Source organism: Pseudomonas sp. NPDC099000 (genome assembly GCF_044759925.1).
Lineage (GTDB): Bacteria > Pseudomonadota > Gammaproteobacteria > Pseudomonadales > Pseudomonadaceae > Aquipseudomonas.
The window spans coordinates 293,283-310,276 of sequence record NZ_JBIWAF010000001.1 but is presented as its reverse complement, the minus strand read 5'-3'; the positions used below and the strand labels follow the sequence as shown (position 1 = coordinate 310,276).

Genomic DNA, 16,994 nt, shown 5'->3' with positions numbered 1-16,994 from the left:
TCACACCCCCGACAGTTGCAACGGCAGTTCCCGCAAGCGCTGCCCGGTCAGGGTGAACACCGCGTTGGCCACTGCCGGCGCCGTGGGTGGGACACCGGCCTCGCCGATACCACCGGACCTTTCGGTGCTCGGCACGATGTGCACTTCGACCACCGGCATTTCGTTGAGCCGCAGCACCTGATAGTCGTGGTAATTGGATTGCACCACCTGGCCGTCCTTGAACGTCAGTTTGCTGTGCAAGGTAAAACCGAGGCCGAAGGTGATGCAGGATTCCATTTGCGCCGCGATGCTCATCGGATTGACCGCAATCCCGCAGTCCACCGCGCACACCACCCGGTGCACGCGGATTTTCAGGTTGTCCTGTGACACTTCAGCGACCTGGGCCACGTAACTGCCGAAAGACTCATGCACCGCCACACCCAAGGCGTGGCCGTCCGGCAATGGCGCCTTCCAGTTGGCTTTTTCGACGGCGAGGTTCAGCACGCCCAAATGTCGCGGATGCGCCTTGAGCAAGGTTCGTCGGTATTCCACCGGGTCCTTGCCGGCCGCTTCGGCCAGTTCGTCGATCAACGATTCCATGACAAACGCCGTGTGGCTGTGCCCCACCGAACGCAGCCACAACACGCTGATGCCAGTAGTCGGTGAGTGCAGTTCCACCTGATGATTGGCCAGGCCGACGAGGTAAGGGCTGTCGGCAACGCCTTCGACCGAGGTCTTGTCGACCCCGTCCTTGACCATTGTCGCCTCGAGCAGGGTGCCGGCCATGATCGACTGACCGACCATCACATGCTTCCAGGCCATGGGCATGCCGCCAGCATCCAGGCCGACACGTGCCTGATGCAGGAACGCCGAGCGGTAGTAACCGCCACGAACGTCGTCCTCCCGGGACCAGACGGTTTTCACCGGACCGCCTGCCGCCTTGGCGACCTGCACCGCTTCAGCGACAAAGTCCGACGTCGGATTGGCCCGACGACCGAAGCCGCCGCCGAGGAATTCGGTGTGGATTTCAACCTGCTCGGGCTTGAGCCCGGTAATCTTGCCCGCGATCATCTGATCCAGGGTCTGGAACTGCGTGCCGGTCCAGATCTCGCACTTGTCCTTGCTGATTTTCACCGTGCAATTGAGCGGCTCCATCGGCGCGTGGGCCAGGTAAGGCACGCTGTATTCGACGTCGACGGTCTTGGCCGCCTTGCCCAGCGCGGCGGTGGTATCGCCCGCCTTACTGGCCGAGATGCCAGGTGTGGATGCGAGTTTGCGGAAGCTCTCCAGCAGTTTCTGGCTGTCGAGGCCGGCGTTCGGCCCCAGGTCCCAGTCGATTTTCAGCGCATCGCGCCCCAGCTTCGCCGCCCAGTAATGGTCGGCAATCACCGCCACGCCAGTGGGCACCTGCACCACTTTGTGCACGCCCGGCACGGTCAGCGCCTCGGCGCCTTCGAAAGATTTGACGCTGCCGCCAAACACCGGCGAACGGGCAACCATGGCCGTCATCAAGCCATCGAATTGCACGTCCATGCCGAACTTGGCCCGGCCAGTGATCTTCTCCGGTGTGTCCAGGCGCTTGGTGGGTTTGCCGATCAGTTTCCAGTCCTTGGCCTCCTTGAACTTGATCGAAGCCGGGTCCGGTACCGGCAGCTTGCCGGCGTCGTCCGCCAGTTCGCCGTAGGTCGCGCGTTTGTCGCCGGCAATGACCACGCCTGACTCGGTATGAATCGCCGAGGGTGCGACGTTGAAACGCTTGGCGGCCGCATCAATCAGCATCAGGCGCGCTGCCGCGCCGGCCTGCCGATAACGATCGAACTCCATCCAGGTGGAGGTCGAGCCGCCGGTGATCTGCATCCCGCCGAAACCCGCCATGCCGTAGTCCGCAGCGGATGCGGGTGAATGTTCGACGCGGATTTTCGACCAGTCGGCGTCCAGTTCTTCGGCGATCAACATGGTCAGACCGGTCCAGATGCCCTGGCCCATTTCCGAGTGACCGAGCAGTACGGTGACAACGTTGTCATTGCCGATCCGCAGAAACGCATTGGGCGCAAAAACGTTTCCTTCATTCTCCGCCCCCACGGCAAAGCGATGCGCACCGGGAATGACGAACGCCACCACCAGACCACCGCCCAACAGTGCGCTGCCCTTGAGAAAACCGCGACGTGACACAGGATTGATGCTGTTCATGGTGCAGACTCCCCTCAACGTGGCTCAACCGATCTCGGCGGCGCGTTTGACCGCGGCGCGGATCCTTGGGTAGGTGCCGCAGCGGCAGATATTGCCGGAGAGCGCCTGATCGATGTCGCTGTCGGTGGGTTTGGGGATCTTCGCCAGCAACGCGGCGGCGGACATGATCTGCCCGGACTGGCAGTAACCGCACTGCACCACGTCGAGTTCGGCCCAGGCTTGCTGCACCGGGTGCGAGCCGTCGGTGGACAGGCCTTCGATGGTGAGGATTTTTTGCCCGTGGGCCACCGCGGTGGCGGGCGTGATGCAGGAGCGCAACGGCGCGCCGTCGACGTGCACGGTGCAGGCACCGCACTGGGCCATGCCGCAACCGAATTTGGTACCGGTCAGGTGCGCGACATCGCGCAGGACCCAGAGCAGCGGCATGTCCGCGGGGACATCCAACTCCTGATCCTTGCCATTGATGTTCAGGGTCAGCATTGCGAATTTCCTCAGACTCACGGTGTTCTGAAGGGGCGTCGCTGTGACAACGGGATGCCTACGCGCGCCTCGGGTTATCCCTACAGCTAAGCGCAAATTGCCGGGGGAGACCGGTTCATCGACCACCGGTCACATGAAAAAGACTGGAATGGCGCGCTCTGCAGCTGCCGTTGTGGCGAGGGGATTTATCCCCGTTCGGCTGCGCAGCAGTCGTGAAATCAGACGATGCGGTGTTTCAGGCAAACCGCGATCACAGGTTTTACGACTGCTTCGCAGCCGAACGGGGATAAATCCCCTCGCCACAACGGCAGCTACAGACCGTGATGGGGCTTAGAAATCGGTGGACACCGACACTTCGCGCCAGGTCTGCAACTCATCGGCGACGAAGGCGTTCTTGGCTTCGATCGCCGCGACGCAGTCACTGCCCAGCGGCAAGCGCAGCGGTGCCTTTTTCGCTTCCACCAGGGTGATCATGGTCTGGGCGAGCTTGTCCGGGTCGCCCGGCTGGTTCAGGGTCACGGCCTTGGCAATTTTGCGCACCTCACCTGCCGTGCTGTCGTAGTCGGTAATCGTGGACGGGGATTGGACCAGGGAATTGCCCTCGAGGAATTCGGTCCGGAAGTATCCCGGCTCAACCACGGTGACTTTGACTCCCACCGGCGCCAACTCGGCGTGCAGCGCCTCGCTCAGACCTTCGACGGCAAACTTGGTCGAGCAGTAGACGCCAAAGCCGGGGCCCGACGCGTAACCGCCCACCGAAGACAGGTTGATCACATGCCCACTGCGGGCGGCACGCATGTATGGCAACACGGCGCGAGTGATGTTCAGCAAGCCGAAGACGTTGGTCTCGTACACGCGCCGCACTTCATCGGCGCTGGCTTCTTCCACCGCGCCCAGCAAGCCGAAGCCGGCGTTGTTGACCAGCACGTCGATGCGCCCGAAGTGGTCGATGGCAGCCTTGGCGACCGCAACGCCTTGCGCTTCGTTGGTGACATCCAGGGACACGGCGAGCAACGCGGGTTGAGTGCCAAAACGTTGGGTGACGCTGCTGGCATCGCGGGCAGTGGCCACCACCGCGTCGCCATTGGCCAGTGCGGCGGCCGCGATCTTGGCGCCGATACCGCGCGAAGCGCCAGTGATGAGCCAGACACGTTTGAAGGTGTGGGAAGTAGTCATGATCGTGTTCCTTGTTTGGGTTGGGGTGAGCACAAGGTACGCAGGAAGATTGGTCGGAAAAATGCCCTCGTGTTACAAGCACTATGAATCTGTCTTTCATAATGGCGCCGATATGAATCACGATCCTTTCGATGGCTTGACCGAGTTTCTGGCGGTGGCCGAGCACAAAAGCTTCACCCTTGCCGCCACCCGGTTGGCGGTGACGCCCACGGCGGTCAGCCACGCGATCAAACTGCTGGAGCGGCGCACCGGCGTGTTGCTGTTCCAGCGCACCACACGCCGGGTGGCGTTGACCGAGGCCGGCGCCAGCCTGTTCGCCCGTTTGCGTCCGGCGGCCAGTGAAATCGACGAGGCGCTGGCGGTGCTCAGCGGTTTTCGCGACCAACCGATGGGGACGCTGCGCATCACCGCACCACGCCTGTCCGGCGCGTTGTTGATCGAGCCGCTGATGCCGCTGTTTCGCCAGGCTTACCCGCAAGTCAGCCTCGACATTTCGCTGGACGACGCCACGGTCGACTTGATGGAGAACGGTTTCGATGCCGGGATCAGGCTGGGAGAGTCCATCGAGAAAGACATGATCGCCGTGCGCCTGACACCGGACCTGCAATGGTCGGTGGTGGGTTCGCCGGCCTACTTCGCCAAGGCCGGCAACCCGCTCAGCCCGGAAGAACTGACCCGGCATGAGTGCATCGGCTTCCGCTTCGCCAACTCCGGCAGCGCGCATCGCTGGGAGTTTCGCCGCGAAGGGCGAGACTTCACGGTGGGCGTCGAGAGTGGCGTGATCGTCAATGATCGCAAGTTACTGATCTCCGCAGCCCGAAACGGGCTCGGATTAGCTTACGCCTGCAATCTGGAGATCATCGACGAGCTGGCGAACGGTCAGCTGGAGCGAGTGCTGCAGCCGTTTGTGCCGCTGAGTTCGGCGTTGTACCTGTACTTCCCCAGTCGTACCCAGACTCAACCGAAACTGCGCGCCTTCATCGACATGGCCACGCAGTGGATCGCTGATCGTGGTGGCCTCGGGCGTTAGCGCCTCGGCTTGAGCAGGATGCCGGTGTAGTGCATGAGAAACAGTGCGAAAGCGCTGCTCCACAGCAGCGCCGAAAGGCCCAACCCCCACCCGGAAAACGGCACCAAAAACACCCGGCTAATACCGGCGATCACCAGCAAGGCAAACCCCAGCACCACGGAGTTCGACGGCTGCAACAGTCGTCCGGTATGACCCAGGCTGACCCGTGCAATCATCGCCAGAATCAACCCGCCGATACCGCCGACCGCCAAGGCGTGCGTGGCCAGACTTTGTTGCGGCATCAAGCCCGCGTGCCACAACGCCATCGCCAGCGCGGCAACCACCAGCCAGGCATAAGCGAGGTACAGCGACCAGAGCAGCGGCACGCGCCAGATACCCCGATCATGCCAGCGCCACAACCGCAGCCCGTGCAACGCGCCCATCAGCAGAAATAACGTGGCCAGCCAAGGTCTGAGCACATCGTTCAAGCCGCCCGCAAAGGACATCGCCGCGACCAGGCTGCTCAGCAACAACACTCTGGTCGGCCACGCGTGCGCAGCGGGTGCTGCAGGACGGTTCAAGCCACGCTGGATGAAAAAGGGAATGACTCGCCCGCCAATCACCGTCATCAGCGCCGCCACCAGCCACAAGGCTGCCAACACGCCACGCCGTTGCAGACCCGCGTCATCGATCGCGATGCCCCACAACGTCATGGCCTGACAGCTGGCCATTAACGTGATGACCAGCAGTATCGGGGAGTTATCGCGCTTGCCGGCGGCCACCAGATCCCGTCCGATCGCCCAGGCCAGCAGCGGTAGAAACGGCACTTGCAACATCAGCAACAGGCTATCGGGAACGGGCAGTAACCAGGCCAGTCGCGCCAGCAGCCATACCAGCACCAGCCCCATCAAGGGCCAGCCGTTAAGACCGGGGCGCCCTGTCCAGTTCGGCACGGCCGTCAGCAGGAACCCGGCAATGATCGCCGTGGCAAAACCGAACGGCATTTCATGGCGATGCCAGGCCAGCATCCCGCCGACAGGTTGCGCACCGGGCAGTCGTCCGTACAGCCAAAATGCCCAGATCGCCACCGCGATCGCAGCGAACCCTGCACCTGCCAGAAAGAATGGTCGAAAGCCGAGACTGAAGATGGGGGCAGCGGCGAGTCTGCGCATCAGGCCACCGCCCTGGCCAAACCTTTGCTTAACCGATGCTGGGCCAGCAGTCGCATCACGTAGCCGATCTTGAGCAAGGTCGGCCCGATGATGGTCATGGCATGCATCGTCACCAGTGCCACGATTGGCACATGGCCGTCGTAGAGATACGCGCCGTAGATGCCCGCCAAAAGCAGCGCCAGGCCAGCTCCGAGCACGCGACTCGACAGGTGCAGAACGTTCTGAGGATTGCTGAAGAAATCGAACATTTTCCGTACTCCTGAAGCAGTTCAGTTGTACGTTTTACTTATCAAGTCCCGTGCCAGTTTTTTAGTCCTTTCAAATCAGCATCCTGAAGCGACATGAGTCATAACGACTACTTTCGAGAATAGTCTATATGACTCAAACCATTGTCATTTTGACTCCATCGCACCAATACCTGAGGGCAAATGTCGATCTACGGTCCAGTCAATCGACTACAGGCTGGCTACGCTGATAATCCAGCATGAGAATCCGTAGAGGAGCACCGCCATGCAACGCGTGCAAAAACTGACTCCCTGCCTCTGGTTTGACAATCAGGCCGAAGAGGCAGCGAAGTTTTACTGTTCGATCTTCGATCACTCGAAGGTCACTGCCATCACTCATTACGGCAAGGCCGGCCAGGAGGTGCATGGCATGCCTGAAGGCTCGGTGCTGACAGTCAGTTTCGAACTCGATGGGCAGCCCATGACGGGCCTCAATGGCGGCCCGTTGTTCACGTTCAGCGAAGCGATTTCATTTCAGGTCAACTGCCAGACCCAGGAAGAAGTCGACTATTTCTGGGGCTCGCTTTCCGCCCATCCGGAGAACGAGCAGTGCGGCTGGGTCAAGGACAAGTTCGGTTTGTCATGGCAGATCGTGCCGGTCGCGATGATGGACATGCTGAAAGACCCCGACACGAAAAAATCACAACGTGCCATGCAAGCCATGATGCAGATGAAAAAACTCGACATTGCCGCCTTGCAGCGAGCCTTTGACGGCGAGAGCTAATACACTCCGTTGCTGGCCTGCCGAGGACATTGACGATGAAGCCCACCATTGCCAAAGACGCTGACACAGCACCCCGCTTCTGGCGTGACGATGCCCTGCCCTTCATCGAGGCCCGCTCCATCGCCGACGGCCGCGAGGTCTGCTACACCCGGCATTCCCACGAGCACTTTTCCATCGGTGCGATCACCGCCGGGCGCAGCACCTACCTCCATGAGCAAGCGCAATTCCAGGTCAGCGCCGGCACCGTGGTGTTGATGAACCCTGATGATGTCCATGCCTGCAATCCGATCGACGACCAGCCGTGGTCGTACCTGATGCTGTACGTCGAGACGCCCTGGCTGACCGATCTGCAACATCAGCTCGGTTTCAGCCAGGACTCAACCTTCAGGCGGTTTTCCATCACCCACACCCGCGATGGCAACCTGTTCGCCGGCCTCAACAATTTGTACGAAATACTGGTTGATCCCTGGCAGGACGTGTTGTGCAAACACAGTGCGGCGGTGGAGTTTTTTACCGATGTGCAACAGCGACTCAACCCGATCGATCAAGCGCTGCGTGAACCCAATTTCAAGCTGGAACGGGCCGCCGACTACATTCGTGACAACTGCACACACCCACTCAAGCTCGAGGACATTTGCGACGTGGCTCAACTGTCGCCGTCCTACCTGATTCGCGCCTTCAAGCACCATTACGGCATGACGCCCCATGCCTTTCTGGTCAACCGGCGTATCCAGTTCGCCCGTGATCAATTGCGCAGCGGCAAGTTGATTGCGGAAGTAGCACTGGAAGCGGGTTTTGCCGATCAGGCGCATTTTCAGCGGGTATTCAAACAGCACCTGGCAGCGACGCCGGGACAGTATCGCGGCTAAGCCAATAATGTTAATTCGTTAGAACTTTATTAATTTGCATAGCAATTATGCGAACCTCACCCGCTCTAATAAACATACAAAGACATATAACTAAAATGACAGCGCAGCGCCCTCTTATTTAAACTCCCGCCCCAAGCCACACCCAAACTAAACACCAGAAGATGGAGCTTCTCACTTGAGCAATTCATATAACAATCTGTTTAATTCCAACAACCAACAAGAGAAACAAGCAGTCACTGACGTTATTGCCGGTTTCCTCAGTGATGAAGATGTTATGGAAACCATCGGGTGGTCGTGGGACCGCTTATCGGTCACCCGCATGACCGACTCCCACCTGGATAACTTGCATCGCCCCGCCGCAATGTGTCTTTCGAGGCTTATCCGCCATCCTGACTTTTTAAAGATCCGCTCCGAACAATCCATCCCCCCGACAAGTTCTTTTCAAGTCGATGAGTTGGGTCATCTCTATTTCACCCATGAGAACGTCAGCAGCCGCACCGTCGATTCCGACATTGTCACCGTCGGCTACTTCTCTGCCCGTACCGACATCACTCACTCTATCGCCGGTCTTGAATCGTTCGAGGAAGACCTTCAACTGTTGGCAAGCATGGCCAAGTTGACCGGTGGGTGGGTGACCTCCACCGAGAAAATGGCGGTCAGTCAGTGGTTGCGTGTTCACGGCTTGCCACTGCCTGGCACCGTAGAAAGCGCGAAAGAGTTGATCGACTTGATCAATCACTCAACACTGCCGGACAGCCCTGCGTATCAAGATTACTGGCAACTGCTGGATGTCCCGGAAGACTCACCGTTCAAACTTATGGAAGACAGCCGTGCAATCATTCGGCGAGTCTCCGAGGAGCAAACCGCAGGTGAAGTCCCTCTGGTGGCACTGCTTGGCGATTCGCTGAGACTCGAAAGCGGCTCCGCCGATGGATTGCCCACCAGCCAAGGCTACCGTATGGCAAGGCTGATCGACATCGCCGCGTGGGCCTCCGACAACGGGCAAGCGTACATCGAAGCCCTGGGATGGTTCGCCGATGAAACGGGCCCCAAACCCACAGAGCAGTTCATTGAGCAACTGATCATTGCGGCGATACTGCTTGACCTGGACCCCGACGCTGATCGGGCCAATACCACATTTGCCGGCTTCGACCTCTACTCGAAACGTTACTTGCTGGCCAGTCCGGCTGAGGTACGCACGCAACTTGAACGGCATCTGGTTTCTGCATGCAAACTCCATGAACTCTTTGCGCCGCTGGTGGCAGAACTGATCCTCGGCGGCATGGCGCCGGAATATCTGGTCCGTGATCTGCCGCCCGAACTGCGCCTTGGAACGCCCGGCTGGGTTGTATTCACCCAAGCCGTCCATTTTGCCGAATCGATTGTTCCGGGCGCTTCTCGAAGCATGACTTATCAGCACTTGCTCGGGTTCGTACGCGTCTCGGAACTGACCCCGGAACTGACCAAATTGTTTGCCTCGCACTCGACTGATCCGGTGATTACCTGGGCATTGATGAACAGGCTTATTGCCCGGGACGCTGAAGATAATCTGAGTCAGGAGGCCGTCACCCTCGCGCTGGAAGAGTATCGACTGCATGTCGACAAGATGACGAGTGCTCTGAGCAAACTGGACGAGCCACTGCCCCACCGCAAACCTTTAGCGCTGAAAGAACTGACCTCTCAAGTGCCTGAATGCGACCCAGACGAACTCCTGGTCAAGCATCGCGGAACAGGTGGAGGCGCCGGAAGAAAGGTGTCGGTTCTTGACCTTTATATGGGTGATGAACTTGATAGCCAGGATTGGGACCGCTTAACAGGTAAAAGCATTTACCAGACATTTCCTGACTTGACCCGTCTGCACCCCGTGGCTGACTTATATGAACACGCCATTCATAACCATCACAACGCAATGAGGGAGGCGATATCTGCCACGATAAATATCGCATTGTCACAAGTGCGACCGTTGGACAGGCAGTTTATTGAAGATAGCCACTTAGGTATCTATTGCGTACAAGAACACACAACTACCCGTTTTCCGGATCTACCTAACCCCGTAGGGGCTGCTAGACCTCTAACTCCATTGCCTGGTAAAACCGGTCGTTATGGCGTTCTCCTCTGCGCAATACTTGATTCAAAAATTCGCTGCTATCAACTTTTCCCAATGCGAATGGAATGCACGTTTAACGAGGAGCTCAGCGAGATGTTCCGGCCCCTCCTGACGGCGGATGATTTTGCAACCGAAGCAACATTTGTTAATCAGAAAGAACTACTAAGAGCGCCGCTGGACATGCGCGCCTACAAAGAAAACATAGAGCCGCGCAATAACGCGCGCTCTGATCTATTCATTCTCAAGATCGGGGAGCACAAGGCATCGACAAATGGCGCAGACTCCACATCGCCGAATCGCTACTTTCGTTCTGAACGCAAGAAAACTATCAGCACCCTTATTGCTGAGAAGAACCCTCACTTCACCGAAAATGAATTGAAGGAACTGGGGTTCGACTCGACGCAACGCGAAAAAGCAATTAAAAAGAACGATGCTGTATTTAATGTAATTCTAAACCTGATCATTCCGTTCAAAGGCTGCGTAGAGGATCTGACATCGGGGGTTCCATCAAAACAACGGGGCGCCCTTCTGGGTTGCGTTATGGATGCAGCGGTCCTGCTGATTTCCTTCGCCGTGATCGGCGTAAGAATTGCCGCTATCAGCGCCAAAGCCGTGACCCTGGTTTCGAAACTGCTGTCTTCATCCAAAGTCGTGGCCAGCACTGCCGTCAGTCTTTTTAATCCCCTCAGCGGTGTACCGCAACTGCTCAAGGGTGGCGTCAAGTTACTCGGCAGGGGCGTGACGAAACTGAGCGGCAGCGCCCTCTCGGCTTCACACGCGGCCAGACAGCAATTGCGTTATATAACCGGTGCCAACAGCTACAACTTGATCAAGGCCGTCGACCATACCGGCGCGGCGCCCCGGCTTCGCATGTCGCTGGACTCGGTTGCCCATGGGCGTGCGCTGTTCAAGGACGACAGCATTCAGACGGTCGAACAGATTGTCGCCCGTCTGGGGGACAAGAACATTCGCATCCCCGAGGGTGCAAACCACCTCGAACTGGAGCATCTGTTCAATAAAGCGGTCATCGAATCGGCGACCCAATTCAAGCAAGCGCAAGATCTGGAGGCGTTGATCGGCCGAACGGCGGTCGATGACCTGTTCGCGGCTGTCCTGGACAAATCTCAATTTGGCTACACCAGCGCGCGCTCCGCATCGGGTGCCCAGGGTTATGCCGACACGCTGGCGACCTATGCCCAGTTCGAAGTAAAAAACGTCACTTACATGAAGGGCTACCAGCAAAACGTGCTGAAGCAGGATCTGGGCAAAGCGCCGTTTAACCAGGCCATGGCGGAAGCAACGTTCAACCCGAATGGCTTTACGGATAATTCGCAGAGGGCTGGCGCCTGGATTGTGAACGGCTCGACCTCCCCCGGTAATGACGTTGACAGCATCGTTCAGGTGCTGCGCGACTATGCAGGCAACAACAAACCGCTGACCGATCCGGCCGTGATCAAAGAGGTGCACGCACGAATTGCCCCTGCGACCTCTGACGTCGTGCGCATTGCCGTCAATGACAGGAAGTACGCCAGCAACATCAGTGGCTTCGCGGCAATGGAACAGCACCTGAAAACGCTGGACACCGGCCATGAGTACTTCGACAAACATTTGCTGGCAACCGTCGTGGGTTTCCACGGCTTGGGCGACGGCAATGGCCGCACCGGCCGCGCGCTGTATGCCATCAGCCAACTGCGAAACAACCGCTTCACTCCGCTGACAAAAAACGAGTTCAGCTTGCTGCACGGCCTCGATTGAGGTGAATTGCCTGGGGGTCAGGAAACCAGCAGATACACGGCACTTGCCCCCAGCAATAGCGCCATGATCCGGTTGAACAAGCGCATTCCTGCCGGGTTATTCAGATAACCCCGCAGGAAAGTTCCGGCATACACCCAGCACCCCACCGACACGTAGCAAATCACCAGATACACCGCCGCAAACTGCCAGACCAACCGCGCCTCGCCGTCCGCGACGAAGGCGCCCATGCCCGCCACACAAGCCAGCCAGGCTTTCGGGTTGAGCCATTGCATCACCGCGCCGTACAGCATCGACGGTGCCCGGCGCGACTCTTTCGCGTCGATGCGACCATCGTCCGCCGCAAGCTTCCAGGCCATGAACAACAGAAACGCCACGCCCGCCAGTTGCACCACCTGCGTCAACGCCGGCCAAACGCGCAACACCTCATGCAGCCCCAGGCCCATCAACACCAGCAATAAAACAAAACCCAACGTAGCCCCGGCCACATGCCGCTGACTGGCGCGAAAACCGAACTGCGCCCCCGAACTCAACGCGACAATGTTCACCGGCCCGGGCGTTATCGAAGCGACCAACGCAAATGTCGCCATGGAGATAATCAGACTCATCGCACACCTTCTTCAATTCAGGAAAACCAGCGCCCAAGGTACTGAGCGCCCTGCCCTGCGTATTGAAGAAAACTGCCTAATCATCCTCGTGCAACTTGATGCCCCGAGCGTGCAGCAGATGAGGCACGAGCAAGACCAGAAGCGTCAGCGCGAGGAACGACGCGGCGATGGGTTGTGTCAGAAAGATCATCCAGTCGCCCTCGCTGATGGACAACGCGTTGCGCAGCTGTTTTTCAGCCATTGGGCCAAGCAGCATGCCCACGATCACTGGCGCGACGGGGAAATCGAAGCGCCGCATCAGCACCCCACCCCAACCGATTGCGAGCATCAGCAGCAGGTCGAACGAAGAGTGGCGCATGCCGTACACGCCGATGGTGGCGAACACCAGAATGCCGGCGTTCAGGTACGGTCGGGGAATCTGCAACAGCTTGACCCACAACCCCACCAACGGCAGGTTCAAGACCAGCAGGATGACGTTACCGATGTACAAAGAGGCCACGAGGGTCCAGACCAGATCGCCCGAGGTCTGGAACAACATCGGCCCCGGCTGCAGGTTGTAGTTCTGGAACGCGGCCAACAGGATCGCCGCCGTGGCGGAGGTCGGAATACCCAGCGTCAGCAGCGGCACCAGGGAACCGGTGGCGCTGGCATTGTTGGCGGCCTCGGGACCGGCAACGCCCTCGATGGCGCCCTCACCCTTGTTCCCCGCGAACTCTTTCGGAAACTTGCTCAGCTTGCGCTCGGCGGAATAGGACAAAAAGGTCGGGATTTCCGCGCCACCGGCCGGAATCGAACCGAAAGGGAAACCGATCAGCGTGCCCCGCAACCAGGCGGGTATCGAGCGCTTCCAGTCAGAGCGCGTCATCCACAAAGACGTCAGCCGGTGCCGACCGGACGCCTCTTCTTTGTGATACAGCAGGCTGTACAACGCCTCGCCCACGGCAAACAGGCCAACCGCCACGAGCACCACTTCGATGCCGTCGACCAACTCCGGCACGCCCAGGGTGTAACGGGCAATGCCCGAGGTCGAGTCGAGGCCGATCAAGCCGATGGTCAGGCCAATCCCCAGCGAAGCGAACCCCCGCAGCATCGACGCGCCGAGCACCGCCGACACGGTCGTGAAGGACAACACCAGGATCGCAAAATACTCCGCCGGACCAAAGTTGAGCGCCAACGTGGCAACAATGGGCGCAAACAAGGTGAGCAGGACCGTCGCAATGGTACCGGCGACAAACGATCCGATGGCCGCCGTCGCCAGCGCCGGCCCTGCCCGTCCGTTACGGGCCATGAGGTTGCCTTCCAGGGCAGTGACCATGGACGACGACTCACCGGGAGTATTGAGCAGGATGGACGTGGTCGAGCCGCCGAACTGAGCGCCGTAATAGATCCCGGCGAACATGATCAGCGCCCCGGTAGGGTCGACCTTGGCGGTGATCGGCAACAGCAGCGCAACGGTCAGTGCCGGCCCGATTCCCGGCAAGACACCGATCGCCGTGCCGAGCAAGCAGCCAATAAATCCCCACATCAGATTGATCGGGGTCAGCGCGGCGGCAAAACCGATGGCCAGGCTTGAGAGAATATCCACCGTGTTTATCTCCTTGGGCCGGGATCAGAGCCAGGCGTTGATCAAGGGCGGCAGGGAAACCCCGAGCCCGGCGTTGAACAGCCAGTAAATCGGTAGCGTCAAGGCAATGCCGATGGCCAGGTCCCGCACCGGACGGCGACTGCCAAACCCCCTGGCCGAACAGGCAAACAGCAACCCGGCCGCCAGGACGAACCCGATAAGGTTGATCAGCACGGCCACGGCCAACAATCCCGCCGTCACCCAGGCGGCGCCCAGTTTGCCGCCGGGCAGCGCTTTGGCAGACTCGTCATCGTGATCGGCCAACTCGCGAAAACCACCGGTGACGGCCTGATAACACAGCAACAGGCCGACGACGCCGAGGAACACCGCCAATGCGTAGGGATAGACGTGAGCGCCGAGGATGACGAACCCCATCTCCTCAGGAAAGCGGGAGGCGCCTAGCGCCAACACGGCACTGATGGCGACCACACCGATGCCAATCGCCAGTTGTACCGGCACGATTTTACGAGTCTGGTTCATTTCGCAATCAACCCGACCTCGACCAGCATCGCACGCAGCCGCACGTGTTCTTCGTCGACGAATTTGCCGAACTCATCGCCAGTCAGCACGTTGGGTGCCCATTTATTGGTCTCGACATTGGCTTTCCAGCCTTTGCTTTCGGCAGCGGCGAGGACGGCGTCAGTCACTTCCTTGCGCTGCTCGGGGGTGAGGCCCGCGGCACCGTACACACCGCGCCAGTTGCCGATGATCACGTCGTAGCCACTCTCTTTCAGCGTGGGCGCATCGATGCCGGCAACCCGCTCGGGCGCGCCGATGGCGAGCACCCGGAACTGGCCATTGCGGATGTATTGGCCCAGCTCGGCATAACCACCGGTGATGACCTTGATCTGGCCACCCAGTACCTGAGCAACCACTTCACCCCCACCCGCGAACGCCACGTAGTTCACCTTGTTGACGGGAATTCCCATTTTGCTGGCCAGATCGGCGATCCCGATGTGATCGATCGAGCCCTTGGAGCCACCGCCCCACGTGATGCTGGACGGTTTTTCCTTGAAGGCTTTCAGCAAGTCCTCCAGGGTTTTGAACTCGGACTCCTTGCGCACGGCAATCACGTTGTATTCGGTAAACAGCCGGGCGATCGGGGTCACGTCCTTCAAGGTAATTTGCGGTTTGTTCTGTTCAATGCCCGCGACCATGATCGCGCCGACCACCAGCAGCGCATTCGGGTCACCCTTGGTGCTGTTGGCAAACTGCGCCAGCCCGAGCGTACCGCCGGCGCCCCCCTTGTTCTCGAACGTGACGGATTTGGCTGCCTTGGCCTCAACCAGGGCTTTGCCCAGGTCCCGTGCGGTCTGGTCATAACCGCCACCGACCGAGCCGGGGGCCATGAACTTGACGGTGTCCAGCGCAAACACCGGTGTAGTCAGTGCGGCAGCGGTAATGGCTACCACAATGGAGCGGCTGAATCGACGGAGCAATGCGCGCATTAGGAGTCTCCCTATCTTGTTTTTGTGGGTACCGATTGAATCTCGCTCAGGAGCAAACCCAGCTCACTGAACATGCGTCTGTGAACAAGCGTAGGTCATGGTTGTGGTTATTGGCGTCTGGCTAGCGAAGTGATCACACCCAGGCAATGATTTCTCTACGTATAAGCCCCCACCACCCGCTTCACTTTCTCCAGCGCCACGCCAAGCGCGCCCATGTCCACCGAGCCCAGCGCCAGACGGATCGCGTGCGGCACATGGACGGAGGTGGCAAAGGGTTCGGCGGTCGATACCGCCACCTGCTCGCGCATCAACGCCATGGCGATCTGGTCGGCCCGTGCGTCTTCCGACAAGGGCAGCCAGATAAAGTAGGAGGATGGATGGCGCACGAAGTGCAGGCCGGCCAAATGCTCGTCGGCCACGGCCTGACGGGCCTGTGCGTCTGCACGCTTTTGCGCTTCGAGCTGGCTGACGGTTCCGTCATCGATCCACGCACAGGCAATCGCCGTCATCACCCCGGGGGTATTCCAGGTGGTCGCCCTGACCGTGCGCTCCAGTGCGGGCACGGTTTGCAGGGGCGCAGCGATGAATCCGACGCGCAGGCCGGTGGCGACGCTCTTGGAAAACCCTGAAACGTACACCGTTCTTTCGGGGGCCATTTGTGCAATGGGTGGCAGCGAATCCTCCGCCAGAAACGCGTAGGCAGCGTCCTCTATGATGTGCAGGTCATGCTGGCGCGAAATCGCCACCAGGCGTTCACGTTGATCGGCGGCCATCACCCATCCCAGCGGATTGTGCAGCGTCGGCATGGTGTAGACGGCTCGCACCGATCGGCTCCGGCAGAGTTTTTCCAGCGCATCCAGATCCGGCCCGGTGTCAGTGCCAGGGATAGGCATGACTTCCAGATGCAGCGTCTCAGCCAGCACCTTGAACCCCGGATAGGTCAAGGCGTCCGCCGCGATCACATCCCCCGGTTGCAGCAGCGCCATCAGCGCCACCGTCAATCCATGCTGAGCGCCACTGACGAGCAGCACCTGCTCGGCCTGTACCGTCAGCCCGCGCGCCCCCAGATGGCGGGCGACCGATGCCCGCTCGTGCAGGCGCCCCGCATGCGGTTGGTAACGCAGATGGGATTCCAGATCACCGGACAACGCGAGCTGACGCAAGGCATTGCGCAGCAGATCGGCCTGCCCCGGCACTGAGGGGTAGTTGAAATTGAGGTCGATCATCCCCGCCGCAACGTTGGGCTGATGAATGCCCAGGCTGGGCGGCAGCGAAGTCTCCCGGACGAAGGTTCCGCGCCCCGTTTCGCCACTGACGAGGCCCATGGCCTCCAGCTCTGCATAGACCCGGCTGGCAGTGACCAAGGCCAAGCCGTGACTGGCGGCGAGCAAACGGTGAGTCGGCAGGCGCGTACCGGGTGGCAAACGCCCTGAACGAATATCGGCTGCAAAGGCGTCCACCAGCGACTTGTACCGGGAGCGAGGCATAGCGGAATGTATCCATGACAATTTTTTGATTGTATCGATAGTCGGCCATACGATGCGCTGAATGCAACCCGACTGAGTGAACTTA

General features: G+C 59.6%; 14 protein-coding genes. 4 read left to right on the top strand and 10 right to left on the bottom strand.

Going from position 1 to position 16,994, the window contains the following annotated elements; all coding sequences use genetic code 11:
* The 3 genes from ACIQV9_RS01555 to ACIQV9_RS01545 form a co-directional block, all read right to left on the bottom strand.
* Positions 1–2,169 carry a molybdopterin cofactor-binding domain-containing protein gene (locus ACIQV9_RS01555; RefSeq protein WP_403097248.1) on the bottom strand — a complete coding sequence of 723 codons (2,169 nt, stop codon included), beginning with the start codon at positions 2,167–2,169 and terminating at the stop codon, positions 1–3.
* 24 nt (positions 2,170–2,193) lie between these two features.
* Positions 2,194–2,649 carry a (2Fe-2S)-binding protein gene (locus ACIQV9_RS01550; protein WP_010459764.1) on the bottom strand — a complete coding sequence of 152 codons (456 nt, stop codon included), beginning with the start codon at positions 2,647–2,649 and terminating at the stop codon, positions 2,194–2,196.
* Positions 2,650–2,979: 330 nt separating this feature from the next.
* Positions 2,980–3,825, bottom strand: coding sequence for an oxidoreductase (locus tag ACIQV9_RS01545; RefSeq protein WP_403097244.1), 846 nt, complete (start codon positions 3,823–3,825; stop codon positions 2,980–2,982).
* 112 nt (positions 3,826–3,937) lie between these two features.
* On the opposite strand from ACIQV9_RS01545, the gene ACIQV9_RS01540 reads away from it, so the two are divergent.
* On the top strand, positions 3,938–4,855 hold the full coding sequence (locus tag ACIQV9_RS01540; RefSeq protein WP_403097242.1) for a LysR family transcriptional regulator: 918 nt from the start codon (positions 3,938–3,940) through the stop codon (positions 4,853–4,855).
* Here the strand turns inward: ACIQV9_RS01540 and ACIQV9_RS01535 are convergent.
* Entirely contained in the window at positions 4,852–6,006 is a 1,155-nt protein-coding gene (locus tag ACIQV9_RS01535; RefSeq protein ID WP_403097240.1) for an NnrS family protein, read from the bottom strand. The genes ACIQV9_RS01540 and ACIQV9_RS01535 overlap by 4 nt on opposite strands.
* Positions 6,006–6,254, bottom strand: a complete 249-nt coding sequence (locus tag ACIQV9_RS01530; protein ID WP_403097238.1) for a transmembrane sensor/regulator PpyR — start codon at positions 6,252–6,254, stop codon at positions 6,006–6,008. Before ACIQV9_RS01530 ends, ACIQV9_RS01535 begins: the two co-directional genes overlap by 1 nt.
* A gap of 262 nt (positions 6,255–6,516) precedes the next feature.
* On the opposite strand from ACIQV9_RS01530, the gene ACIQV9_RS01525 reads away from it, so the two are divergent.
* The 3 genes from ACIQV9_RS01525 to ACIQV9_RS01515 all read left to right on the top strand — a co-directional run bounded on the left by ACIQV9_RS01525 (position 6,517) and on the right by ACIQV9_RS01515 (position 11,745).
* Positions 6,517–7,014 carry a VOC family protein gene (locus ACIQV9_RS01525; RefSeq protein ID WP_403097236.1) on the top strand — a complete coding sequence of 166 codons (498 nt, stop codon included), beginning with the start codon at positions 6,517–6,519 and terminating at the stop codon, positions 7,012–7,014.
* Positions 7,015–7,049: 35 nt separating this feature from the next.
* Positions 7,050–7,883 carry an AraC family transcriptional regulator gene (locus tag ACIQV9_RS01520; protein ID WP_403097233.1) on the top strand — a complete coding sequence of 278 codons (834 nt, stop codon included), beginning with the start codon at positions 7,050–7,052 and terminating at the stop codon, positions 7,881–7,883.
* A 175-nt stretch (positions 7,884–8,058) separates the two neighbouring features.
* The gene (locus tag ACIQV9_RS01515) at positions 8,059–11,745 is read left to right on the top strand and encodes a hypothetical protein (protein ID WP_403097230.1); all 3,687 of its coding nucleotides are present in this window, start codon (positions 8,059–8,061) and stop codon (positions 11,743–11,745) included.
* Positions 11,746–11,762: 17 nt separating this feature from the next.
* Here ACIQV9_RS01515 and ACIQV9_RS01510 read toward each other — a convergent pair whose 3' ends face one another.
* From ACIQV9_RS01510 to ACIQV9_RS01490, 5 genes are all read right to left on the bottom strand, one after another.
* Positions 11,763–12,350, bottom strand: a complete 588-nt coding sequence (locus tag ACIQV9_RS01510) for a LysE family translocator (RefSeq protein ID WP_403097228.1) — start codon at positions 12,348–12,350, stop codon at positions 11,763–11,765.
* A gap of 76 nt (positions 12,351–12,426) precedes the next feature.
* Entirely contained in the window at positions 12,427–13,935 is a 1,509-nt protein-coding gene (locus tag ACIQV9_RS01505) for a tripartite tricarboxylate transporter permease (protein ID WP_403097226.1), read from the bottom strand.
* Positions 13,936–13,959: 24 nt separating this feature from the next.
* Positions 13,960–14,454: a tripartite tricarboxylate transporter TctB family protein gene (locus tag ACIQV9_RS01500; protein ID WP_403097223.1), complete on the bottom strand. Its 495-nt coding sequence runs from the start codon at positions 14,452–14,454 to the stop codon at positions 13,960–13,962.
* Positions 14,451–15,422 (bottom strand): tripartite tricarboxylate transporter substrate binding protein, encoded by a 972-nt coding sequence (locus ACIQV9_RS01495; RefSeq protein ID WP_403097220.1) that lies wholly within the window; start codon positions 15,420–15,422, stop codon positions 14,451–14,453. Before ACIQV9_RS01495 ends, ACIQV9_RS01500 begins: the two co-directional genes overlap by 4 nt.
* A 155-nt stretch (positions 15,423–15,577) precedes the next feature.
* Entirely contained in the window at positions 15,578–16,909 is a 1,332-nt protein-coding gene (locus ACIQV9_RS01490) for a PLP-dependent aminotransferase family protein (protein WP_403097218.1), read from the bottom strand.
* Between the last annotated feature and the right edge of the window lie 85 nt (positions 16,910–16,994).